This is a genomic window from Mesorhizobium sp. M0491 (assembly GCF_040321265.1).
Taxonomy (GTDB): domain Bacteria; phylum Pseudomonadota; class Alphaproteobacteria; order Rhizobiales; family Rhizobiaceae; genus Mesorhizobium.
Genome location: NZ_JAMYRE010000020.1, coordinates 15,896 through 39,770, shown reverse-complemented (window position 1 = coordinate 39,770; position 23,875 = coordinate 15,896). Strand labels below are relative to the sequence as shown.

The following is a 23,875-nucleotide window of genomic DNA, read 5'->3' as shown; positions in this document are numbered from 1 at the left end:
TTTCACATTGGCCAGGTTGCCGTCAATCTTTCGGAACCCCAAGAGAGATCGCAGAGGCCGAATGACCAGCTCCCATCAATCCGAAACCGATGCTCCCACGGGGTCGCTCAACCGCACCAGCCCCGGATTTGCCACCCGGGCGATCCATCATGGCTACGATCCGGCCGGCTTTTCCAATGCCGTCCAGCCGCCAGTGTTCCTGACGTCAACCTATGGGTTCGAAAGCGTGGCAGCAAACGATGCCGCCGCCGCCCTTGGTGGAAGGCTCTATGCGCGCGAATACAATCCCACGACCGAGATCCTCGAGCAGCGGCTCGCGAATCTGGAAGGAGCCGAGGCGGGGCTGGTTGTTGCCTCGGGGATGGCGGCCTTCGGCACTCTGATCCTGTCGCTCCTGTCCCAGGGCGATGAACTCATCGTCCACAAGACGCTTTATGCGAACACGCTTGCCATGGTCGAACAGGCGGTCCCCCGCTTCGGCATCAAGGTCGTCGCGGTCGATCTGTCAAATCCCCACAATCTCGATGCTGCGATCACCGAGCGGACGCGGCTGGTTTTCTTCGAGACGCCGGTGAATCCGCTGAGCCGCATCCTCGACATAGCGGCAATTGCCGAGCGCGCTCACGCGCGCGGTGTAAGGGTTGCAGTCGACAGCACCTTCGCCTCGCCCGCGCTCCAGCGACCGCTTGAGCACGGGGCGGACATCGTGCTCCATTCGATGACCAAGTACATCAATGGTCATGGCGATGCCCTTGGCGGGGCGCTTCTCGGCGACGCCCAAACGCTCCGTACGCTGCATGAAACGGGCCTGCGCTACATCACCGGCGCAGCGCTCTCGCCCATGTCAGCTTTCCTAATCCTGCGCGGTCTCAAGACGCTGACGCTGCGTATGGAACGGCACAGCGCCACAGCCCTTGCGGTGGCTCGGGCGCTGGAAGCGCACCCGGCGGTGGCATTTGTGAGTTATCCGTTCCTCGACTCGCACCCTGATCAGGTGACGGCGCGAAAACAGATGTCCAACGGATCGGGCATGTTGGCCTTTGGCCTCCACGCTGGATACGAAGGAGCGCGCCGGATGATGGACCGGCTCAACCTGATCATTCGCGCCGTCAGCCTCGGCGATGCCGACAGCCTCATCTATCATCCAGCAAGCCTCACCCGTGCTCGGCAGCCGATCCGCAAGGATGCCCATTTGGCCGATGGAGTCGGCGAGGATCTCATGCGTCTCTCGGTGGGGCTTGAAGACGCTGATGACCTGATCGCCGATCTGCGGCGGGCTTTGGACGTCTTGTAATGACCTGGCGTGCGGCCACCTCTGCGCTCACACATAGATCTGGAGCCTTGCCATGGCATTCCTGAGCGGTCTTTCCGCGTTCCCCATCACCCCGACCAATCGTGACGGCCGCGTCGATAGCGTTGCCCTGCGCAGGCTGATTGCTCGGCTTGGCATTGCTCAGGTCGATTCCATCGGTCTTCTCGGCAGCACCGGCACATACATCTATCTGTCGCGCGAGCAACGGCGGCGGGCGCTCTCCGAGACCTTGGACCAAACGGCGGGGCAAATGCCGGTCGTGGTGGGTGTGGGCGCGCTGCGCACCGATGAAGCCGTGGGGCTCGCGCAAGACGCCAAGGCCCTTGGAGCAGCTGCGGGGTTGCTTGCCGCCGCCTCCTACACCCCGCTTACTGATGACGAGGTGTTCGATCATTTCTCCACTGTGGCGCGCGAAAGTGGCCTGCCGATCGTCGTCTACGACAATCCAGGAACGACGCATTTCCATTTCAGTCCACCCCTTGTCAGCCGCCTGGCAAAGGTGGCTGGGATTGTCGCCATCAAGAATCCGACAGACAAAAGCGATGCGATCAAGAACCACCTGACCGCCCAGAGGCGCACACTGCCGGAAGGGTTCTCGATTGGTTACAGCGGCGACTGGAACGCCGCCGAGGCCATGATCGCCGGCGCCGACACATGGTACAGCGTCCTCGCGGGCATCCTGCCCGAGGTCTGCATGACGATCGTCACAGCGGCGCAACAGGGCGATGCGGCCGAAGCGCGACGGATCAATGCCGCGCTGGTCCCGATCTGGAGCCTCTTCAAGGAGTTCTCGAGCCTTCGCGTCGTCTATGCACTCGCTGAATTGCTCGACGTTTGCAGTGCCGAACCCCCGCGTCCCATCCTGCCTCTGCCCCCAGCAGCGAAGCGCCAGATCGCCGCCGCGTTGAAAGGTTTGCCATCGGATGCCAGCCGGTGAACAGCAAACCCCGTTCGGCAAGTGAAAGGAAGTGCATGTATTTACCCGCTCATTTCGAGAACTGATCGAAAACAACGCAGTCGGCGTGCTGATAGCCATGGCTGGAGCGGTCTCGACGCCAATCACACCCCCTTCGAACTCGACAATCGACTGCGGAGGTACAGACTGCGCAGGGCACTCCGCCCATGCCGCACCGTTCGCCTTCAAACTAGGAATCGGTGGTTTATCCATTGGAATGGCATCGAGCCGGCGCTTTACTTCCGGCCCGGTGCGCGCATTGAAGCCGGTGCCAATGCCGCCGGCGAACACCAGATTTCCGTCCTCGACATTCGCCAGAGCACGCTTCCCGACCGCCGTAACTGTTGCCGGGTTCGCAGCCGATGACGATGAACTCATCACTCAGCACGCATTTTGTCTCACCCATTCTTGGCGCCGGCCGGATCGATATGGACTGACACGCAGCTTGGAGACGATGCCGTCGAGGCCGAACTGGCAGACTTGCGCGAGAATGTCGCTGCCGCCGCTGATCTCGTCGCTCAGAACGATGCCGTTTGGGCGGCGTCTCAGCAGGTTAACTAGCGCTTTGCGCCGATCGACGAGTGGCCGATCGCGAAGACCCTCGCCGTCGATCTTGAGCAGGTCGAAGCCGGCAAGCATGGTCCTGACGTCTCCTGCCGCGGCCAAGAGCCCGCTGAAGACTGGGAATGCGCGACAAGCCTTCTGGTCAACGACGAACGCCTCACCGTCTATTATCGCGTCCGAGGCGCCGAGCTCGGCCACCGCCCGGGACGATAGCCGGAAACCTGAGGGTCCAGTCGTGGAGGTTGCGGGTCGAGGTAGGCCCCCATCGATAGTAGTCCCATTTCATTTCGTGTAGCCAATCAGGGCCCTGCCGGACGTGGCCGACCAGCGGTCGATGTTCGCGACGACCCGAATGTCCAGTCTCGTGTAACCCAGCCTAAAGCGGCCTGTCCGCCCCAAAAAATGACATTCAGTTGCCTCCAGCCTTTCGACACGACCCACTTCACGATCTCGTAACTCGCCAACCTAGCGGCTTGTTGCTTGAGCTGCGCGTTCCTAGGGTGTGGTCGCTAGGCCTCAGCAACAAGAGCTCGGTTGCCAGGCGGGCGGAGGCTCAACGAGATAGCCAGCTCAGGACAAGGAGAGCAAGCAATGGTCGCTTTTACCCTCAATGGCGAGGCGCGAACACTCGACGTCGATCCAGAGATGCCGCTGCTCTGGGCGGTCCGTGACGTCATCGGACTCACGGGAACGAAATTCGGTTGCGGGCTTGCCCAGTGCGGCGCTTGCACGGTTCACGTTAACGGCATGCCGACGCGCTCGTGCCAGACCGCAGTCGGCGACATCGAAGGAGCCTCGATCATCACCATTGAGGGTGTGTCGGGCAAGATAGGCGAAACGGTCCAGGCCGTGTGGGCCGAGTTCGACGTACCTCAATGCGGCTATTGCCAGTCTGGACAGATCATGTCGGCCGTGGCCCTCCTTACAGAAACGCCTAAGCCGACGGACGATGATATTGATTCGGCGATGAGCGGCAATCTCTGCCGCTGCGCCACCTATCATCGCATCCGCGCGGCCATCCACGAGACCGCCAACCGGCTGGAGACTTGAGGCATGTCGCAGTTTCTCTCGAAGCATAACTCCGTGCGGCCCACGCGCCGCCGGTTCCTCGTCGGCGCGGGCGTCACCACCGCTGGCCTCGCCGTGGGCTACCGGCTAGTGCTGGCGGCGTCCGACATCGCACAAACGACTACTGCAAAGGTTCAGGCGAACCCCTTCCAGACCTATGTCGAGATCACAAAGGAGAACCGAATCATCATCTACTCCTCGCAGTTCGAGATGGGACAAGGCTCCTATTTCGGCATCGCCACCCTGGTTATGGAAGAGCTCGACGGCGACTGGGCGCAGGTGGACGTGGTCGGCGGATATGGCAATACCGCGCTCTACGGCAATCTCGCCTGGGGCGGGGCCGCACAGGCAACTGGTGGCTCCACGTCGATGAGTTCGTCGTGGGAACGCTACCGCAAGGCGGGTGCTGCCGCACGGGCCTTGCTGGTGGCGGCCGCGGCGCAGCGGTGGGATGTGCCAGCCGGCGAGATCAAAGTCGCTTCCGGGGTCGTGTCGCACGCCTCAGGGATGCAGGCGCGCTACGGTGACCTGGCTGAAGCCGCAGCGGGAATGCCGGTTCCCGACGACGTGCCGCTAAAGCCGCGCGACAAGTGGGCCCAGATCGGATCGTACAGCCTCAAGCGCTACGATTCCGCCGGCAAGACCAACGGCGCGCAGACCTACACGATCGACCTCATGATGGAGGGACTCCAGACGGCCGTTATGATCCATCCGCCGAAGTTCGGCGCCGAGATCGAGAGCTTCGACGCAACCAAGGCCAAGGCACTCGACGGCATTGTCGATGTCGTCCAGACGCCGCGAGGCATTGCCGTGGTTGGCAGGGACACCTGGACGGCGCTCAAGGGCCGCGACCTCGTGGAGGTGACCTGGAACGAGGAGAAGGCCGAAGGGCGCGGCACGGCAGAGATCATGGCCGAATACAACAAGGCAGCAGACGATCTGGGCGCGGCCACCGCGCGCGACGACGGTAACACTCCCGCAGCGTTCGCCAGTGCTGAGAAAATCATCGAGGGGCACTACGAATTCCCCTATCTTGTCCATGCTTCGATCGAGCCACTCAACGCGGCCGCCCGAATCAACGAAGACGGCACCATCGACGTCTGGGGCGGACACCAGATGCCCGACCTCTATCAGGCGGCTGCCGCTCAGGTAGGCGGCACCACGCCGGACAAGGTGAGGCTGCACGTGATGAAGACCGGCGGCAGTTTCGGCCGCCGCGCGGTCTTGGATGCAGATGTCATTATCGAAGCTGTTTCCACAGCGCGTGCACTGGGACGCGGCAAGCCAGTGAAGGTGCAGTGGACCCGCGAGAATGACATGCGGGGTGGGCGGTACCGGCCGGCCTATGTGCACGCAGTCAAGGCGGGGCTCGACAAGAAAGGCAATGTCGTCGCTCTCCATGACCACATCGTGGGCCAATCGGTCTTGGGCGGTTCGACCTCTGCGGCGATGATCAAGAACGGCATCGATCCGACCTCCGTAGAGGGCGCCACCAACCTGCCCTATGCGATCCCGAACCTGAAGGTCGAGCTGACCACCACGGACGTGAACATCCCGGTGCTCTGGTGGCGTTCGGTAGGCTCCACCCACACCGCTTACGCGGTGGAAACCCTGATCGATGAGCTCGCCGCCGCTGCGAACCGTGATCCGGTCGACTTCCGCTTGTCAATGCTCGGTCACCATCCACGGCATGCCGCCGTGCTTAAAGTGGCTGCTGAGAAGGCAGGCTGGGACAAGCCTCTGCCGGAAGGCCGTTTCCGCGGCGTGGCCCTGCATGAAAGCCTCTCGACCTATGTCGCCGATGTGGTGGAGATCACCCTCAACGATGAAAATGGTTTCAAGGTCGACCGCGTCGTCTGCGCGGTAGATTGCGGCACCGCGATAAATCCTGACCAGATTCGCGCTCAGATGGAGGGCGGTATCGGCTTCGGGCTAGGCGCGATCCTCCAGGAGGAGCTGACCCTGAATGGCGGTGTCGTAGACCAAGAGAACTACGATACCTATACACCGCTCAGGATCGAGCAGATGCCGCGAGTCGAGGTGCACATTGTGCCGTCCGAGGAGCCGCCCACGGGAGTTGGTGAGCCAGGTGTGCCGCCGATCGGCCCGGCCGTCGCCAACGCGCTACGGGCGGCGACGGGCAAGACTATCCGCAAGCTGCCGATTATAAAGAACATGTCAGGAATGACACCATGAAACAGCCGCGATGAAGATCGCGCCGTTTTCGAACGCCTCCTGACAGGCGCTCATTTCCATGGGTCAAATTCCGGCGGCTGCCCGCTCCAATATCCGGTTTGGAGACGGCACCCCGTGTTCTGAACGACCACAGACGGGCCTTGGCGCCGGTTCCACTGAAGAACCGCTTTCGAGACGCAAATGCGTCCACTCCATTGAAGAGCACAACCGTATAGCACCAGGAATGCTAGCTACCTCCATCGCTTCGGAGACCCAGGAACCCTCAGAAAACCGAACCTCCCGAGCTCAGAGGCGCTCGTGATCACAATCGGGCTGGTGCGTGGATCATTGTTCAAGGGTTTGCCGATAGGCAGGCGAGATGGCCGATCGACATGATCTTCGCCCGATGCCCTACAAACACAATGCCAGCCGCTGTCACGGAGTCGCGAAGACGAAGGCAATGAGGGTCGACGCCGATACTCATCATTTAGTTGACAGAGCGCTTGGAATGCCATGCGCTTCACATCGGAGTAGCCATCCGGGAAGCCTGAAGCGCTTTGAAACGCATGTGCTGCGGCTACTATTCATAGCGTGGATGACTTTGATCAAAACAATCGATTTCATCACTCTTCCGGAATCGTGCATGGACAAAAAAAGAGCCTCACGCACCAATCACACGCTGCTCTATCGCGTGACGAAAGCTGCCTTAGGAATAATCCAAAGGAGAAAATCTTCGATGCGCCCTGACGTGCAGTGGAGGTCGTGCCGAGAAAGTGAGTTGCAACTGGCCGACAATGTCGGGCGGTGCGACCATGGTCGCTTCGGAGAATGAAATCGGGCCAGTTCACGGGGGCGGTACTGTTATTCGTCGACGGCCGCCCTTCCCAAGAACAGGCGGCATCGCAAGTTGGTTCTGCCGATGAAAACGACAGCGCCGGATACATGTCAGCAGCCGCTCAGGATTGGATGATCCAGCCAAGCTCTCGGCGTGATGGCACTGTAGGTGTCACAGTCGAAGCATCTCATTGATCGTTTATGAGGCTTTCTTCGATGCCGCTGATGCCTGACGGGCGGTCGCAGCTGCAGGCGACAACACGGCCTATTTAGTTGGAAACAGTCGAGGTAGGCCAATTTGGCTTCCCCGTTACTATTTGGAGAAAGAAATGCTGTGTCTAGGAATCAGCGGCGGACTTGACCAAGTCCATGAAAACCGATTCGAGCGTCCGAACGCCTTTATGCACGATGGCGCCGCGGTGCTCGTCCGAGACGGAAAGGTGATAGCCGCCGTAGAAGAGGAACGCCTCAATCGAATCAAGCACTCGAACAAGCTGCCAAGTGGTTCGATTCAATACTGTCTCTCGACGGCCGGGGTTCAGCTCAGCGACATTGATCGTGTCGCGGTCTACGCCAGCGAGCCCTATGCCAACGCCATGCTTGAAGGTATGTCCGCTTCCCAACCGGACATTCTCTCCACTCCGTTGGATGCTAAAATGTTGGTGCAGAACCTGTTAGCGCGTGAGTTCGGCACTAAGTTGGACAGTTCGCGTATTTCATTCGTAGGTCATCATCAGGCGCACGCCGTGAGCGCCTTTGCAATGTCGGGCTTCGAACAAAGTCTCATTCTAGCGATTGATGGCTGTGGTGATTTCCTGTCGGGCCTTGTGGCGGTAGGGTCTGGCACAGAAATTACGCAAATCGAGGCTTTCCCGGAGGACAATTCTCTTGGGCTGTTTTATCTCGAGACGATCCGCTGTCTCGGCTACGGCATGTTCGACGAGTATAAGGTAATGGGACTCGCGCCCTATGGCGACCCCGCTCCCTATCGCGAGCTCTTCGAGCAGTTCTACGAGCTCTCCGCCAACGGTGGCTACCGTGTTCACCTCGACCGCATCGGTCCGGCGTTGCTCCGCAACATCGAGATCAGGCGAAAGGGAATGCCTTTCACCCAGCAGCATCGAGATGTGAGTGCGTCACTGCAGGAAGCGCTTGAGCGGATCGTGTTCCACATTCTCCGGCACCACCGTGAGGCCACCGGCATGAAGCGGTTGTGTCTGGCGGGAGGGGTAGCCCACAACTGCACGATGAACGGCAAGCTGCTGTATTCAGGGCTTTTCGAAGACATCTTCGTGCAACCCGCGTCTCACGACGCTGGCTGCGCATTGGGAGCTGCGCTGATAGTCTCTAACGAGATGGGCCGCCCCGCGCCGCGTGAGCGACTGCAGGAGGTCTATTGGGGTCCTGATCTCGGGAGCGACCGCGCCGTGGAACAGGAACTGAATGCATGGTCCGGACATCTCGAGGTTGAACGCTCTTATGACGTAGCGAGCAGTGCAGCCCACTGGATCACCAACGGCGCCGTGATCGGCTGGGTGCAGGGTCGTTCGGAGTTTGGGCCACGTGCGCTGGGCAACCGCAGCATTCTTGCCGACCCTCGGCCCGCTGCAAACAAGGACCGGATCAATGCCATGGTCAAGAAGCGCGAAGGCTATAGGCCTTTCGCACCATCTGTGCTGGAAGAGGATGCGAGCGAATTTTTCGACCTCCCGGACGGTAAGCACGAATTTCCATTCATGAATTTCGTCGTTCGCGTGCGTGACTCAAAGCGCGCCTTGTTGGGTGCCATTACGCACGTCGACGGTACGGCTCGGCTGCAAACAGTATCGCGCGATGCCAACCCCGCTTACTGGGAGGTCATCAATGCGTTCAAGAAGCGGACAGGCACTCCAATTCTGCTCAATACGTCCTTTAACAACAATGCTGAACCGATCGTGGATACGGTTGCAGACGCGATTGCCACATTTTTGACGACAGAGCTGGATGGACTTGTGGTCGGGCCCTTCTTGGTAAAAAAACGGGCTGCAACGCTGCAGGATTGGACTGCGCTTGCGATTTCATTGCCTCCCTCAGTCTCCCTCCATCAAACCCGTGCTTACACAGCGCGAGATCATCAGGAGACTGTCTGCGAGATTATTCCGAACCACTCCAGCATTGACAGTGTGCGAATTTCAAACGACCTGTTTAATCTGCTGATGCGGATTGAGGGCGAAGCCGTGTTAAGCGATCACCTCAATATAATTGCGCCGGATCAGGCGAAGCATGAAGCTTTGCTGGAGGACCTGCGAAGACTGTGGGAGCAGCGCCTGGTTCGGCTGCATCCCTCACAAGCTGCTCGGATGGATCATGGGTCCGATAAAACGCCGGACCAGCCTAATAGGCTATCAATGTGATAGAGATGCCGCTCAAGCTCGACCCCGCCTGCGAGCTCACCGCTGTGATTAGGGGGGCCGAGGTCGCCCTGGTCAGTATGCTTAGGAATGCTATTGAATGGGTCGTGTGCCTGGGTTGGAAAGGCGGGTCTGGCCTCACCGGACTTCTGTGTCGAGAGGTCCAGCCCGCAAAACTTTAGAAACTGGCGATGATGACCTAAGCGGCGAAGGCCGCCGGCTTCGGCAATGACGGTCAATGCCTCGATCGGTCCGATGCCGGGATTTGTCGCAGGAGCTGATAATCCTGGCTGTGCCGCAGCAGATCGTCGGCCTGTGCTTCGATCTCATTATGTTGCCGGATCAGGCTGCGTGCTTCGTCAATGACCATCTGGAACATGCGAATGGCAGGCGCATCAAGTCATCCAGTGGCAGCGGCAATCCGATCGATGGGCGCGCCGTCTCGAAAATGTCCATCAGAATCTGTGTCTTGCTGACCTTGCGGCCGACGGCATCCCAAGCTGCTGCCACAAACTCCTCCTTCGTCAGCGCCGTGATGCTTGCTGGGGTCGGAAAGGCATGGAGGAAGGCAAAGAACCGATCGCTGCGGCTGTTCCCCCGGAAGCGATCGATCTCGGGAAAATACAGCGGCTGGTAGTGTGTCAGCATGCGGTGCTGGATCTCGGTCTTGGCCCTGGCGATCGCTTCATGTGTCTTCGACAGTTCATGCACTTCGTTGATGCCGGCTCGCAGCGGATCATGGTAGACCTGCGTCGCCTGTATCCTGAGCATGTGTAGGATCACCTGGGCATCGATCTTCTTGCCGAATATGACGCCGAAGGCCTTAAGAAGCCCAGGCATCGTTCGCTGACGAGAAGGTCACGTGTCGACAGCAGCACCCGCACGACACAGGTGCCGTGGCTCTTGATGCGAACCTGCTTAAACCATCCGGTCCGTCCGATCTGAGCAAGGCCCGCCGCTCGTGGCGGCCCGATTTGTCCGGCATCATCGAGAGGGCGGCGCTTGACACGATCGGAAGTCCGCGCTTCCTTAACTCGTTCCAGAGCCAGATCGCAAGCGGTCACGGCTCCATGCCGATCCGCTCCGTCTCCGCAGCTCCACAGTCCCGCCCGCATCTCCCAGTCGCGCCCGGGTAGCCATTGCGCTGCAAGGCGGGTCTGATCGCTACGGCGGCGCCGCCACCATCTCCATCAGTCGGTTCGGCGACAAAGCCAATCATCTCCCGTAAGAGAAGTGCTTTCGGGCAAGTTCCGCAGGTTCAAGGAGATCGTTGACGGGGCCGCACTTGGAGCTGCGTCGAGCGCATGGTCGAGCTTGCCGCCCAAGGTACGTGGCTTCGAAACGCGTGCGATTGCGCCTCATAAACCGCTGCGCGGCTGGTCGCGGACATACGAGGGGGCGCAGGCGCCTGAAACGAACCCGTCGATCACGACGGAGCAATCCTGCCGCCTGACCAGGCGCGTGGAAAAGTATCACAACGGTGACCACAGCGTCGCTTCAGGCCGTCAAAAGCTATTGCCGTGCGTCAAGGCGGGCTAGGTGACCCGTCGGAAGCCGGCACCAGCGGCTTTGTCGGGACAAGACACATGCTATTGGGATTTGGCCGCCGCAGCCGCGAGCATCGCTTCTCCCATCGCAATGGCCCCTTGGGCACGCAGCATTTCACCAGGGTTCTGAATGTCGCGCAAGTCTTTGTTCTGGCTGAGTTTTGATTTTCCAACCAGGCCGGTGATCTCGATCTCCAGGGCGACGATTGCCTTAACCATCGTGTCGATGAAGTCCTTCGGCGCGTCGCCCATCTTCCACGGGGCAGGCTGCGAGGCTTCTTGCATATGAGTGAGCTTCGCCACGTTACGGCGTACATATCGCTCATCATCCCGGACAGTGATGCGTCCGTGGGCGTGGACGACGAGATAGTTCCACGTCGGCACCTGCTTGTGGAGTTCGTGCTTGCTTGGATACCAGTTCGGCGAGATGTAAGCGTCGGCCGCACGGAAGATTACGAGAACCTCATCGCCATTGGCGACTTCCTCCCAGACTGGGTTCTTGCGAGCGACATGGCAATTGAGAACGCCCTTGTCTCCCTTCGAGCGGTCAAGCTCGAAGGGGAGGTGGTTCGCGTCCAGTGTGCCTTTGCTTTGGGTGACGAGGATACCAAGCGGGTGTTTCTCGATAAGCTCGAACAGGGCGTTCTGATCAGGGACGGCAAAATGAGGCGGAACGTACAACGGTTTATCTCCTGTCGCGAATGGCGGTTGCTAGTAATCGGCGGAGCCTTACGGAACGGGCTCCTGAATCTTCGCTGCCGTCGACGAGTGCCCCGGATCTCGGTGTCCACCACGCTCAAGCACCGCCATCGAGAAATGGGCGGGCACATCAGATGCCGCCGCGTATGAGTGCGGTTGGTCAGTGACAAGCCGCGCACTCTCGCCTTCGCTTAAAATGACCACATGGGCACCTACCACAACGCTCAGGGCACCCTGACTGACCGAGATCAGCTCGCGCGTATCCAGACTATGAGCGTCCGCGGAAAACACGTCGCCCGGCATCATGACCCAGCTCCACAATTCGAACATCGTGCGCCCCGAGGTCGATGAATGAAGTTGTGCAGAGCTTCCCTTGGCGCTTGTCCAAAGCCTCCTCGTCTCTGTCCGCTCAATAGGGAGGCGAACTATGGAAGGATCGTCATTCAGCAAATCGGCCACGGAGAGCGAAAACGCCGCCGCCAATCGGCAAAGTATGCCGATACTGGGGTTCGCCCTACCCTGCTCCAGCGCGACCACGGTTCCCTTGGACAGGCCGCTCAGTTTTGCCAGTCGATCCAGGGTCAGATTTTGGTCGCGCCTCAAGTCTCGGATTCGAACCGCTATCGCTTTGCCAAGCACCTGCTCGGAACCCATCGCTGTCGTAACATCGGTCATTATATTGACTTAGGACCTCGGCTCACCTATTGCGGTCAGTATAATGACCGGGGCGAAATTGCAACTGCCCGTTAGGAAGGAAATAACCGATGCGTTTTGAGACGAAGGCGATCCACTGCGGCCGAGGGGTCGACGCGTCCACGGGGGCCGTATCCATGCCGCTGCACACCAGCACGACGTTCGAACGCGGTGTCAACGGGTCATTTCCGTCCGGCTTCGAATACACAAGGGATGGAAATCCTACACGCAATGCGTTCGAGGCGGCCATGGCGACGCTTGAGGGAGGGGAAGACGGCATCGCCTTCGCTTCGGGCATGGCCGCAATCGCTGCAGTATTCGAGAGCCATCCGTCGGCGGGTCGGATCGTTCTGCCGGATGACATGTATTTCGGCATTCGTTCGCTGATCGAAGAGACCGACATTGGGTCTCGCTTCGACTTTGCCCCAGTCGACATGCGCGATTTGGACGCTTTGCGCGCCGCGGTGACATCGAAGCGGACTGGCCTCGTCTGGATCGAGACGCCGTCAAACCCGATGATCCGCGTTGTCGACATTGCGGCCATCTGCGCAATCGCGCACGAGGCAAACGCCTTGGCGGTGGTGGACAATACGTGGGCCACCCCAGTGCTTCAACTGCCACTCGAAATCGGGGCAGACGCGGTGATGCACTCGGCGACAAAGTACATTGGCGGCCACTCGGATTTGATGGCCGGTGTCGTCATTGTCCCAAACGCGTCACCCCTCGGTCGCCCATTGCGGATGGTCCAGAAACACAAGGGCAGCGTCGCAGCGCCCTTCGACTGTTGGCTGGCGTTGCGGGGTCTGCAGACATTGCCGGTCCGCATGCGCGCCCATTGCGAAGGCGCCCAGAAAGTGGCCGAGGCCCTGGCGTCTCATCCCCGCGTCGAAAAAGTGCTCTTTCCTGGTCTGCAAACTGATCCGGGACACGATCTTGCTACGCGGCAAATGAGCCATTACGGAGCGATGCTATCTTTTATCGTCGAGGGCGGAGCCGATGCTGCAATGGCCGTGGCCGGCCGCCTGAAGATTGTTGTCCGGGCGACAAGCCTTGGCGGGACGCATTCTCTGATTGAGCATCGCGCATCCGTTGAAGGTGCGAAGTCCAAAGCGCCAGGTGGATTGCTGCGAATTTCTGTAGGGCTTGAACATCCTCAGGACATTATCGATGACCTGATGCAGGCCCTAGGCGAAACCTGCAAAGCGGGAGTCCAATGACGGGTGCAAGACTCTGGCGCCGCTTTATGTGGCGGCTGGCGCAGCCGACGATCGGCAGAACAATGTTCCTGCTGAGTAGAACGCACGTCCTCTGGTGAACCGCTACCGCCGTGTCGCATCGTCTCGGGCGCGTGGTCGCATGGGTGATGAACGTCTTCGGGTTTCTGGACGATGGCCACGCGCCCGACCGGAAGCGGAAATACCCAGATTTTGCCGTTGACCTGCTGATGCTCAACCTCGTCGGAGATCGCGGTCAACAGATGGGATGGATGTGCTGGCACTACGGCAGTTTGACAAGCCGGCCATCGGGGCGCTAGCACCGTCCAAAGCCAAGAGTCGCAGGGCAGAACTGACCGCACCAAGCGGGCTGCGGGACCCATCAGCTAACGGCCAGGTTGGTACCTCAACGCGCATCAGCACCGTGGATGCCACATTGTCCTTGTTGCGAGCGCGATCTCGGAACTTCGTTGTGACGCAGTCAGTGCACAGAGCCGCACCGCTGCAAGCAAATGAGCGGAAGAACGACACCCAGTGGAGGCGAGAAGTGATGCGGCGTCAAGATCCTCCGCGCTTTGCGGCAAACACACTGATCCCTCTTCACAACCCGGTCTTTCGTTCTATCTGGACAGCCACGCAGATATCCAGCCTTGGCTGGCTGGTGCAGAGCGTGGCTATAAGCTGGCTCATGGCCACGATTTCAGCCTCCGATCTGATGGTTGCGCTCGTACAGGCTGCATCGACACTGCCCGCGTTCTTCTTGTCGATCCTTGCTGGAGCCATTGCAGACAGCTTCAGCCGCCGTGGCGTGATGCTTGCCGGACACTGCCTGATCGCACTGGCATCCACGGCGCTGGCACTCTCTGTGGGACTGGGCTTTGCTAGTCCATGGCTGATCCTGGGACTGAGTTTCTTGGCCGGATGCGGCTTTGCCTTGAACGATCCAGCCTGGCACGCCTCGGTCGGCGATATCCTGGAAAAGCGCGACATACCCGCTGCAGTGACGCTGATGTCGGTGGGGTACAACGTGGTTCGGAGCATAGGACCGGCGCTGGGCGGTGTAATCTTAGCTTTGCTGGGCCCCCTTACGGCTTTCGCCCTCGCTGCGCTAAGTGACCTGGTCCCGTTGAGCGCTGTTTTGCGCTCACAGTGGCAAGTTCGCTCTTCGCCTCTTCCGCGCGAGCGGATGACTACGGCCATTCATGATGGCATGCGATTCACGGCGATATCCTCAGAGATCAGAGTGGCGATCGTGCGTGCAACCCTGTTCGGGCTATCAAGCATCTCGATCCTTGCTTTGCTCCCCCTCCTGGTTCGCGACCAACTGGCGGGAGGGCCAATTGTGTACGGCGTGCTATTGGCCGGCTTCGGCACAGGCGCCTTCATCGCCGGCATTGGCAGCAGCTACTTGAGACGCATCACGTCCCAGAACCGATTGATCACGCTCGCATCCGTTGCTTGCGCAACGTGCTGCCTTTTGATGGCCCTCACATCGTCGGTGGCTGTGGCGGCGATCGCGCTTGCAATCGGTGGCGCTGGCTGGGTTGTCACCTGGACCGGAACCGACGTGTGTGTGCAGTTGGCAAGCCCAAGGTGGGTCGTTGGTCGCACTCTGTCCATCTATTACGCCCTGACCTACGGCGGCATGGCAGCGGGTAGCTGGATCTGGGGTGCTGTCGCGCAGTACTATTCGCTGACGTGGGCTTTGGAAGGTGCTGCAGCGGCACTGTTGCTGGTCGCGGCTGTGGGAAAGCTATTGCCGGTGCGGCTATGGGAGGAATCGGATCAAGCGGCCGTCGACTTCAGGCCACCAGAACTGGCCCTCCCTTTGAAGCCCAGGAGCGGTCCGATCGTGATCAAGATGGAGTACTCGATACTCGAGGAGAGTATCGATGAATTTCTGAGCTGCATGCGCGAAAGGCGGCGCGTTCAGAGCCGCGCCGGTGCGCGGGACTGGACCCTCCAGCGCGACCTTCAGAAGTCGACGCTTTGGACCGAGACATTCCGCACGCCGACATGGACGGACTATCTTCGTCTAAACCATCGACTAACGGTGAATGACAGGGACATAGGCGAGCGCCTTGCCGCTCTGCACATGGGTGATTCTCCGCCTCGCATCTCACTTTCAATCGAGCGGTCGACAAGCCCCGCCCCCGGCAGCCAAGTCCAGCCTGTGCCTTTTGTATCGCGCCCGTGAGAAAATCAAGACTTGTCTGGGCTTGGACACGGAACGAGCTACTCCTTAATTTGTTGAGCCTGCCCGGATTGCAAATCGTTCCGGCCGGTTAGGCGAGCATGAGGATTCGCGTGGCAATTATGTCCATCACGGGTCCCATGTTCAGCCCGAGACCCCCCTCTCTGCCGCCAGATCGGCTTGAGCACGGATTCAGGTCGCCTGTCCTTTGCATAGCGGCGGGCAACGAATAGCAAGGGGGCGGAGGGTATCCCCGTCTGCGAAGCGGGCAGAGGAGGAATCCGCAAGGCGGGTTGCTGGGGAGACGAGCCGCGCGCCTCTTTCCGCCTAGTTTTCTCCCTTACAAAGTCCCCCCGGGACGGACTGCCAGTTCACGCCAGGGCCAACAGCATGCTCGCACGGGCGACCGCCGCGTCTGCCGGTCCTGCGAGTAGAATAAGATCGGGAAGTGCGGCTTCATCCTCGATGCCAGAACTCGCGTCGCCGTACCGCGGCCGCCAGAGCCCCTTGCGCTGTCACGAGTCAGCCCACCTTTCTAGCTGGCAGCCCATCGGGAGCCGATCCGCAGCACCTGTCGGCGCGCCTTCCGTGTCAACGCAGAACATGATGCATATTCCCAGCGCTTTTTGACGGAGCGAACTACAAAATGCAGAACACTGACTCTCCGCCAAATGAATGCTGCGAGCAAGCAGCAGGCGGAGGAACTCCGTCTGGGCTGAGTATGTGTTTCAACGCGGACAAATAAATTATAGCCAGTTCACGAAACGCCGGGCCCGCTCCTCTGGCGTCCGATCGTCCAGGAAATCCCCTCGGCGCGCACCACGCCAGACACCTCCTTGCCGATATGATGCTCAAGCACCGGCCGCCAAGGCACCAGCGTGAACTCGCGCGATTTCTCGATGACACCGTATTTTCCGCCGGCGAGCTCGACGCAGCAGCGCAGCGTTCCGTCTATTCGATTGCCATGCTGCGCTTCAGAATACGAGAGCCCGAGTTCGTCCGAGAGCTGACTGGCAACACGGTTCAGCTCTCGTTGGCGCAGCATTGAAAGCATGTTGGCGCGATAGATGACCCGATCCTGCGCATCATGGGCAAGACCTTGCGCGATCAGCCACTGCTGTCGGCGGGCCTGGACCTGACGTACTTCGCGACCGAAGCCAGAGTCGCGCAAGGACTCAGGGTGGGCTGATACCAGCTCCTGGTCGATCCAGGTGGCGCCGTCGAAGCCTACTTGGCTCTCCAGCGGCATTGATGAGAGCTTGTCGACGACAACAGGCTGGGCCCTCGCTCGCTGACGCTCATAATCCGCGACGCGGTTGAGATGGTCGGGCGCGACTGTCCATGTGCCGTCCGGCTCGCGCTCGACGCCACCGGTCGCACGGCGGATCGCCTCCAGTCGCCGCACGTGCGTTTCGGCAAAGCGTTCAGTGGCCGAGGGGTCATGCTTGAGATGGATATCGATGCTGTAGCGCCCGTCGTTGACCGTGGCGATGCCGGCAATTGTGCGGTCGACTTTTCTTGGCCCGGTGTCCCTCGGCTTGACCCGCACTATGCAGCCCTCTGGTGTCGGTTGGGTGGCCTCGCCTTTGCCGATATCAAAATAGTGGCTTTTGCCGTCCACGCCGTCGACGACGAGGTAATGGCGGTCAGTGATTTCGTCGGCCAGCCCGCGCCCGACGACACGTCCGACCACGGTTTGAGCCGACCCGTCGCATCGATCGTGAATAAGATGGTCGGCGGCACTGCGGACGAGCCCCTTGCCGGTCAGCTCGCGATGGATGGTCTTGACGATGTCGCCGCGCGCACCGATGCGGCGTAGCGTGGCTTCGAGCTCATCCTCCAGGCGCCAGCGACCGGCAGGCATCTCCTCGGCGAGGCCCATCCGCTCGAGCTTGCGCAGGCGGCCCTGGTGCAGCGTCTGGCGAAAGGTGTCTCGGCCGGCCGGTGAGACACACCCCTCATCGTCGCGCATGCGCATCAGCTGCCGGTCGATGCTGGTGAAGCGTTCCTGATCCATCTCCTGGCGCAAGCGCTGCTCGATCTCGCGGTCGGTGCGCGGGCCAAGGTCGAGGCTAACCAGTTCGGCTGCGCGCTCGCGCAAGCCAGAGGAGATGTAGTCCCGCGCTATGACGAGGTTTTCGCCGTGATCATCCCTGCCGCGCACGATGATGTGGGTGTGAGGATGGCCGGTGTTGAAATGGTCGACGGCCACCCAGTCTAGCCTGGTGCCGAGGTCTTCTTCCATTTGCGCCATGAGGCGCCGGGTGAGCGGCTTCAGGTCATCATACTCGATTCCGTCTTCAGGGGCGACGATGAAGCGGAACTGATGACGGTCACCGTTCGAGCGATCGAGAAAGGCCCTGCCGTCCGCGTGGTCATTGTCGGCAGCGTAGAGCTCGCCACGCTCGCCTTCCCGGGTGACGCCGTCGCGCTGGAGGTAGCGGAGGTGCGCACGAGCCCCGTCTACTCCCTTGCCGGCCAGCTTGACGATGCGTGCCTTGACGACTGCGCGCCGCTGCCGAAACGCCGCGTGGCGGTCGCGCGCTCTAAGAACTGTCGCAGCAGCCCCGCCGCGCCCCACCCGGCTTCCGATGAAGCGGCTGCCGCGTCCGCTCCTGCCGCCTGCTCGGTTGACCGCGGCCTGCACCTGGCCAGCGTAGCGTTTGCCCGCCTTCGAGCCGCGCGACCCAATTTTGCCGAGCTTCGGCGTGAATTCGTCATCCTGCATGCGGCCTCCGATGAACGAGCAGCAATTTCAGAGGCTTGCGCGCCAGACCCTCCTGGACCCGGGGGCAACCTCCTGGGAAAAAGATGTGCAGACAAAGACTTGGCCGCCTCCAGGAGGCGCTGCCTTTATCTTGCCTTCCGCGCACCTGCCCCCCTGGCCCCCGCCCGGACCACGGTAGCCGCTGCCCTCACCTGCGATCCGGCCGGCCTGATCTTGCTCGCTCCGATCCGAGCGGCACCAGGAGTTGGCCATTCGGGCCGGTCACGGAAACACCGTTTCGGAGAAAAAACAGCGACTGCCCGGACGGGATTCCCGGCGCGCTTTTGGAACGGGATTTGCCGGTGAGCGCGTCCATATCGGCGGCCGAAATGCCCGCCGCCTTGATCTCTTCCAGATACGAAACCGTCTCGCTGGGCAGCGGTCGCCCGCGCTGCAAATGCTGCTCGTAGCGCTTCGGCCCGGCGTTATAGGCTGCAAACAGGCCTGGAAATCCGAAGCGGTCATACATGGCGCGCAGATAGGCAGTGCCTGCCAGAATGTTGTCGCGAGGGTCGTGTGGGACGGCTCCCAGGCCAAGCTCTGCGCGCAACTCCTCGTAGGTGGCTGGCATCACCTGCATGAGGCCAATGGCGCCGGCGCTCGACGTGACCGGCCGCCCATTGAGCGTCGTCTGCCCCCGGCTTTCGGCATCCATGACGGCATAAATCCAGGTCTGTGGAATGCTGAAACGCCGGCTTGCTTCGGCTACGAAGGGCTGCCATCTTGCAAGCTGCGGACTATGGGAGATGACGACCGGCTTCGTGTTGGTCGCGGCGGAACAGGAGCATGGTGCGAGACACGCCATGCTCAGCATAAGGAGGGTCACTCGGTCCATAGCGGCACGAGCCTCCCGATGATGTTTTCGGCCGGCACCGGCCCGAAATAGCGGCTGTCGAACGAGCGATCTTTATCGCTGCCGAGCAGGAAAACCTCGGCGGCGGCGAGTTTTCGGCATGCATTCCACCAAGGCAGCGGACGGTGCTGCGTGTCGGTTGCAAGCCGGCGCGCGGCTATCTCGCCGCCGATGATGATGGCGTCGCCAAAGGTGCAGACATGCTCGCCGGGCAGCGCCGCAAGGCGCTTAACCAGCGGCACGTTGCTGGGCAGATAGAAGCGTTCGGCGGCGAGATCGGCAACCGGTCTTGGTGGGCGGACGAGTACGAGATCACCACGAGCGGGCGATCTGGATGCGACGCGATAGAGGCCGACCGGCGCACTCGCCGAGGCGTTCCAGACCAGCCAGGGCGATGGTTTGCCGAAGGCGGCGAAGCCGATCAGGCCAAGGCCGATCGTGGCAACGACGATCGTCTTGCGGGCTCGAATGCGCCGCAGATGGTTGCCGATCAGACGGATGGTGGGACGCCGGCTCATGAGCGGCCTCCCTCACCGGCCGAGCCGGATTCGTGCGCGCCATCCTCGGGCGCGGTCTCCGGCGCGTGCCCCTTCGACCAGTCGTCGAGTTCGTCGATGTGATAGCGGACATAACGGCCGTGCTTGCGGAATTGTGGGCCACCGCCTTTGAGGCGCATCTTCTCCAGCGTGCGCTGGGACAGCCCGATATAGAAGGCCGCCTGCGCGGTGTTGAGAAACGGACTGCCCTTCTTGGCGCGGGCTGCGCGTTCGTTTTCGTCGTCCATGATGATCCTCGGTTCGTTACGGGCAAGCGAGGCGAGGATCGGCGAGCGAGATCGTTTTGGGGACGGGCGAAGAGTGGGGGGCGAGTTTTCGCCGCCCCTTCGGCGGCCTCACGGGTCCTGAGAGAGGCCCTGCGCCGGTTGGCGGCGCAGGGCTTTGCGGGTCGGCCGGTCAGTCGACCGGGTTCCAGATGATGGCGTAAGTGTCGTCGTCATCCTGGCCGGCGGCGCGGCCCAGATTGGCGTAGAGCTTGCGCGGGCCAAACTCGGGGGCCGCAATCGACAGGCTCACATAGTCCTTGCCGGAGGCCTCGCCGGTGCGGATCCAGGCCGCACCCACTTCGACCCCTTGCGTCAGCACCCGGAAGTCGGGATGGGTGTCGGCGCTCTTTGCCTGATTGGGCACGATGTCGATGTCGGCGCGGACGCTGAGCGTCTTGAGCTGGCCCTTGTAGCCGCCGTTCTCCTGTTTGGTGACGTATCCGATTGCGGTCATTTTCAGTCTCCTCTTGGTGCTCGCAGGGGACCATTCCCCTGCGATGGCGGACCGTGTTGGGCGCGTCCGGACCGCCGGAACCGGCACGGCCGCAGCGATAGCGGAGGACCCGAGCGGGGAGTTTTTTTGAAGCGAAGCGGCGCGAGGAAGCCGCCGCAGGCGGCGGGGAAAAAAGCTGCCGGCGAGGGTTTCGGGCGGGCCGGATCCGCCCATAGGTCGTCAAGCCAGGCGCAGGGGAATGGTCCCTGAGACACAATGGAGACAGGTTGCGCGATCGGGGGCACAACGAGCAGGCGGCAGTATGCGGGGGGCCGGCGGCGCGGGCTCTCTCGGCAATCGGATGTACAATTGGCGCCATGCGCCTGGCGCCTCAGCAAGCAATCCGGGGCGGTGCGGGCTGCCGAAATGGGGGCGAATTGGCGTTGGAATTTATCGCACGCGGCACTGGCTCGGCAAGACGATCAATCGGAGCCGGCGCGGCCCGGAGCGGCGCGCGCGTCCTTAGCGGCAGTACTCGAGAAAACGCCGCTCGGGCCCTGATCGACTATTCGCCACGAACAGCGACTGCTTCCTTGCGCACAGATCGGCGAATAGGAAGGCCACGCGGCTGGGCAGCTTTCGGCCGGGAATTTGATCCAGCGCGGCAGCCAGGCCTCAACTTGAGGCGGCGGCCATTCTCGCCACCAGGAAGCCGCGGACCTTCCAGGCGAAACTGCTGTCCGCGCCATGCTTACCGCCGATTTCGGCGAGCATCGAATCGGCGATTTCCTTGTCGCGCAAGCGATCGAAACGCCATTGTCCGGTTGCCGCCATATGCCGACGACGCGCACGATATTGTCGTCGCCAAGCGCCCACCTTGCGCGCGAACATGCCGGCGGCAGCAAGGGGTCGCGATTGCCGCTGGCCACCACCGGGCAGGCCAACAGCTTGTGCCGCATATTGCCGAATGCGGCGTCAGCCTTGCAGCCGGCAAGGCTGGCAGTCACTGTCTCGTTGGCTGCGCGCTGCGACCCGGGGCGCACCTTGGCGATGCAGATCGGCATAGTTCTGCATCGGGGCGGGTGAGTCCCGGGCGCCGTCGGGAATGGGCATCTCCTCGCTATCCGGCGTCGGCTCGGTCGTGGCCAGTTGAGCATCGGGCATCGTCATGCCGCAGTCCCTTCTTGCGCCTCGCCTTCCGCATCGGCCTGAAGGCCAAGCAGGAAATCGGCGGCCTTCGAAGCGAGGCTGGCGGCACGGAAAATGGCGCGGTTGTCCTCGCGCAGCACCTTCAGCCATGAGCCGATGTAATCGGCGTGACGCACGGTCGGCTCGATGCCGAGATTGCTGCAGACGAAGGCGGCAGTGATTTCGGCGACCAATTCTTCACGCGCGTAAGCCTTGGAGCCGAAGGAGCCGGAGAGGTCGCGAGCAAGCCGCGTCGGGTGGCCGGTCCAGTGGCCAAGCTCGTGAAAGCAGGTCCGGTAATAGTCGATCTGCTGATGGAACGCCGGCTGCGGCGGCACCTGAATGTGGTCGCTGCCCGGCATGTAGAAAGCGCGATCGCCGCCGACCCTGAAATCCGCACCACTGGCGCGAATCAGCGTTTCGGCCTGCGGCACGATCTCGCACTGAGGCAGCGGCTCGGCGGGGGCATGGAGGTGTTCCGGAAGATTGTCGCACTGCGCGACATTAAAGACGGTAAAGCGCTTCAGAAAAGGCACGGCCTGTGGTGCATCGCCCTCGTGGCGTGCGCGCTCCTTCTCGTCCTTGGGGACAAAGCGGTCGGCATGCACGATGGTCGTGCCGCGCTCGCCTTTCCTGACATTGCCGCCCAGGGCAAGCGCCTGCCGGAAGGTCAGCCAATTCTGGCTGGGATAGCTGCGCTCGATGACGGCGCCCCACAGGATGAGGATATTGATGCCGGAATAGCTGCGCCCCGTGGACGCATTCCTCGGCAGGCCGAGGCCTGCTTTTGCGCTGCCCCATGGCTTGACCCATGGCACGGTACCGCGCTCCAGCTCGGCAATGATGCGGTCGGTGATCTCCTGATAGAGGCTGGCGCCCGGGCGCCTGCCCTTGCCTGCGCCAGCCTCTCCGCTGGTGGTACGCTTGCTGTTTGCACGCATGTGTTATCCTCCGCTCACCAATCGCCGCGCCTTTCCCCGGAAGCGGGGTGGGCGGCGAGTCGCGACCGGAAGGGCCCGCCCAGTAGGCGGACCGCATCCGAAGGACCGGAACGAAGAGGAGGACCCTGAGCGGCACGCGAAGGGTTGCGGGCTGCCGCAGCGGGTCTAGAAGGGAGTGCCGCCCGCCCCGCGCCACCGGGAAAGGCCAACAGACAAACCGCGCCGCCCGCAAGGGCGGCGGCCGTCACAGCCCGAAGGGCTGCCCACGCCAAGGGGCGAAGCCGAATGGCCGAGACCGCCTGAGCTTGCCGAAGAAAAGCGGGCTCGGTTCACGAGCACCTGGTGCGCGTCGTCAGGCGCGCGGGCGCGCGCCAAGTTTTTTCGCACATGGTCAGGCGGCGCAGTTACGTCGAGAACCCAAAGGCACCGCCGCCGTGTGCGCGGCTTCCTCCGAAAACCAGCGCTCGCCTTCCAACAAATTGAGGCATTGTCCTAGACAATATTCCTGTCCGGATCATGATAGATGCGGCGCGCCCGCTAGGACCGGAGGCTGGACAGAATCTCGCACGGATCAGCGTCAATGGCCGCAGTTATGTCGAGAAACTCGATGACGTCGAGACGCCGCTCTGCGCCCTCGTACTTGGCCACGAAGGATTGGGGACGACCAAGCTTGTCAGCCAGTTGCTCCTGGGTCAGGCCTTTGGCCTTGCGCAGCGAAACCAGCTGGGCCAGAAACCGCTGGTGGCGGGGCGATCGAAGGGATTTGGGCATGGAGGCGAACCGGTCGGGTAAAGACCGGATCAGCGACTAATCCCGGTTTCGGATTATCCCATTTTGGGATATACTGCGTGCGCTCACAGGCGAGGTTCGCAGGCATGAATGGACCAATGGGAACAGATGAGACTCGAAGCTCAACTTTGAGCGATGAAGTCCCCTGGTCGGAGAACCTCACGAGCTACGACAGCGAGCATTTCACAATCTACCTGCGGATCCTGGATGCCTGCGCCGACAATGCCAGCGAAAAGGAGATGGCCGAGCGCATTCTCGGCATCGACCCGTCCATTGACCCGGTCCGCGCCCGCAAAGCTCTTCGCAGCCATATCGACCGTGCGAACTGGATGGTGACGACCGGCTACAAGGAACTGTTCGCCGGCTGATGCATAACGCCCACTGCCACGTGTTTCGAGCAGGCAAGTCTCTGTAGCCAAATTCGGCAGCGCACGGC

20 protein-coding genes and 1 pseudogene are annotated in these 23,875 nt (G+C 61.5%); 8 read left to right on the top strand and 13 right to left on the bottom strand.

Going from position 1 to position 23,875, the window contains the following annotated elements; all coding sequences use genetic code 11:
• Nucleotides 1-61: 61 nt before the first annotated feature.
• Together NKI69_RS24130 and NKI69_RS24125 are read left to right on the top strand one after the other, a co-directional pair.
• Nucleotides 62-1,294 carry a trans-sulfuration enzyme family protein gene (locus NKI69_RS24130; protein ID WP_023697828.1) on the top strand — a complete coding sequence of 411 codons (1,233 nt, stop codon included), beginning with the start codon at nt 62-64 and terminating at the stop codon, nt 1,292-1,294.
• 52 nt (nt 1,295-1,346) lie between these two features.
• The gene (locus NKI69_RS24125; RefSeq protein ID WP_023685525.1) at nt 1,347-2,249 is read left to right on the top strand and encodes a dihydrodipicolinate synthase family protein; all 903 of its coding nucleotides are present in this window, start codon (nt 1,347-1,349) and stop codon (nt 2,247-2,249) included.
• A 399-nt stretch (nt 2,250-2,648) separates the two neighbouring features.
• On the opposite strand, the gene NKI69_RS24120 is transcribed toward NKI69_RS24125, so the two are convergent.
• Entirely contained in the window at nt 2,649-3,029 is a 381-nt protein-coding gene (locus NKI69_RS24120) for an ATP-dependent DNA ligase (RefSeq protein ID WP_352602282.1), read from the bottom strand.
• A gap of 393 nt (nt 3,030-3,422) precedes the next feature.
• Between NKI69_RS24120 and NKI69_RS24115 the strand changes: the two genes are divergently transcribed.
• From NKI69_RS24115 to NKI69_RS24105, 3 genes are all read left to right on the top strand, one after another.
• Nucleotides 3,423-3,881, top strand: coding sequence for a (2Fe-2S)-binding protein (locus tag NKI69_RS24115; protein ID WP_352602281.1), 459 nt, complete (start codon nt 3,423-3,425; stop codon nt 3,879-3,881).
• Nucleotides 3,882-3,884: 3 nt separating this feature from the next.
• On the top strand, nt 3,885-6,095 hold the full coding sequence (locus NKI69_RS24110) for a xanthine dehydrogenase family protein molybdopterin-binding subunit (protein ID WP_352722641.1): 2,211 nt from the start codon (nt 3,885-3,887) through the stop codon (nt 6,093-6,095).
• A 1,142-nt stretch (nt 6,096-7,237) separates the two neighbouring features.
• A complete protein-coding gene (locus tag NKI69_RS24105) occupies nt 7,238-9,301 on the top strand; it encodes a carbamoyltransferase family protein (protein WP_352596297.1) in 2,064 nt (687 codons plus the stop codon).
• A 128-nt stretch (nt 9,302-9,429) separates the two neighbouring features.
• Here the strand turns inward: NKI69_RS24105 and NKI69_RS24100 are convergent.
• From NKI69_RS24100 to NKI69_RS24090, 3 genes and pseudogenes are all read right to left on the bottom strand, one after another.
• A pseudogene (locus tag NKI69_RS24100) lies at nt 9,430-10,090 on the bottom strand (transposase); the annotation flags it as partial.
• A gap of 797 nt (nt 10,091-10,887) precedes the next feature.
• Nucleotides 10,888-11,526, bottom strand: a complete 639-nt coding sequence (locus tag NKI69_RS24095) for an FMN-binding negative transcriptional regulator (RefSeq protein WP_023783766.1) — start codon at nt 11,524-11,526, stop codon at nt 10,888-10,890.
• A gap of 48 nt (nt 11,527-11,574) precedes the next feature.
• Complete coding sequence (locus NKI69_RS24090) at nt 11,575-12,219, bottom strand: helix-turn-helix domain-containing protein (RefSeq protein ID WP_352722640.1); 645 nt, start codon at nt 12,217-12,219, stop codon at nt 11,575-11,577.
• 89 nt (nt 12,220-12,308) lie between these two features.
• Between NKI69_RS24090 and NKI69_RS24085 the strand changes: the two genes are divergently transcribed.
• Both NKI69_RS24085 and NKI69_RS24080 read left to right on the top strand, forming a co-directional pair.
• Nucleotides 12,309-13,454 carry a trans-sulfuration enzyme family protein gene (locus NKI69_RS24085; RefSeq protein WP_023740430.1) on the top strand — a complete coding sequence of 382 codons (1,146 nt, stop codon included), beginning with the start codon at nt 12,309-12,311 and terminating at the stop codon, nt 13,452-13,454.
• A gap of 547 nt (nt 13,455-14,001) precedes the next feature.
• Nucleotides 14,002-15,648, top strand: a complete 1,647-nt coding sequence (locus NKI69_RS24080; protein ID WP_023809301.1) for an MFS transporter — start codon at nt 14,002-14,004, stop codon at nt 15,646-15,648.
• Between the two features lie 754 nt (nt 15,649-16,402).
• Here the strand turns inward: NKI69_RS24080 and rlxS are convergent.
• The 9 genes from rlxS to NKI69_RS24035 form a co-directional block, all read right to left on the bottom strand.
• Nucleotides 16,403-18,373 carry a relaxase/mobilization nuclease RlxS gene (gene rlxS / locus NKI69_RS24075; protein ID WP_352722639.1) on the bottom strand — a complete coding sequence of 657 codons (1,971 nt, stop codon included), beginning with the start codon at nt 18,371-18,373 and terminating at the stop codon, nt 16,403-16,405.
• A gap of 187 nt (nt 18,374-18,560) precedes the next feature.
• Nucleotides 18,561-19,217, bottom strand: coding sequence for a lytic transglycosylase domain-containing protein (locus NKI69_RS24070; RefSeq protein ID WP_488377371.1), 657 nt, complete (start codon nt 19,215-19,217; stop codon nt 18,561-18,563).
• A 17-nt stretch (nt 19,218-19,234) separates the two neighbouring features.
• Nucleotides 19,235-19,783, bottom strand: a complete 549-nt coding sequence (locus NKI69_RS24065) for a S26 family signal peptidase (RefSeq protein WP_352722638.1) — start codon at nt 19,781-19,783, stop codon at nt 19,235-19,237.
• Nucleotides 19,780-20,049, bottom strand: coding sequence for a helix-turn-helix transcriptional regulator (locus NKI69_RS24060; protein WP_023740428.1), 270 nt, complete (start codon nt 20,047-20,049; stop codon nt 19,780-19,782). The genes NKI69_RS24065 and NKI69_RS24060 overlap by 4 nt, the downstream gene beginning before the upstream one ends.
• A gap of 169 nt (nt 20,050-20,218) precedes the next feature.
• Complete coding sequence (locus tag NKI69_RS24055; RefSeq protein WP_023776432.1) at nt 20,219-20,542, bottom strand: DUF736 domain-containing protein; 324 nt, start codon at nt 20,540-20,542, stop codon at nt 20,219-20,221.
• Nucleotides 20,543-21,196: 654 nt separating this feature from the next.
• The gene (locus NKI69_RS24050) at nt 21,197-21,412 is read right to left on the bottom strand and encodes a hypothetical protein (protein WP_352550302.1); all 216 of its coding nucleotides are present in this window, start codon (nt 21,410-21,412) and stop codon (nt 21,197-21,199) included.
• Between the two features lie 84 nt (nt 21,413-21,496).
• Nucleotides 21,497-21,691, bottom strand: a complete 195-nt coding sequence (locus NKI69_RS24045; protein WP_031261320.1) for a hypothetical protein — start codon at nt 21,689-21,691, stop codon at nt 21,497-21,499.
• The gene (locus NKI69_RS24040) at nt 21,688-22,650 is read right to left on the bottom strand and encodes an ArdC family protein (protein WP_023776430.1); all 963 of its coding nucleotides are present in this window, start codon (nt 22,648-22,650) and stop codon (nt 21,688-21,690) included. Before NKI69_RS24040 ends, NKI69_RS24045 begins: the two co-directional genes overlap by 4 nt.
• Before the next feature lie 537 nt (nt 22,651-23,187).
• The gene (locus NKI69_RS24035; RefSeq protein WP_023735803.1) at nt 23,188-23,421 is read right to left on the bottom strand and encodes a helix-turn-helix domain-containing protein; all 234 of its coding nucleotides are present in this window, start codon (nt 23,419-23,421) and stop codon (nt 23,188-23,190) included.
• Between the two features lie 104 nt (nt 23,422-23,525).
• Here NKI69_RS24035 and NKI69_RS24030 point away from each other — a divergent pair, with 104 nt between their 5' ends.
• Nucleotides 23,526-23,807 (top strand): DNA -binding domain-containing protein, encoded by a 282-nt coding sequence (locus NKI69_RS24030; RefSeq protein ID WP_352722637.1) that lies wholly within the window; start codon nt 23,526-23,528, stop codon nt 23,805-23,807.
• The last annotated feature ends 68 nt before the right edge of the window (nt 23,808-23,875 follow it).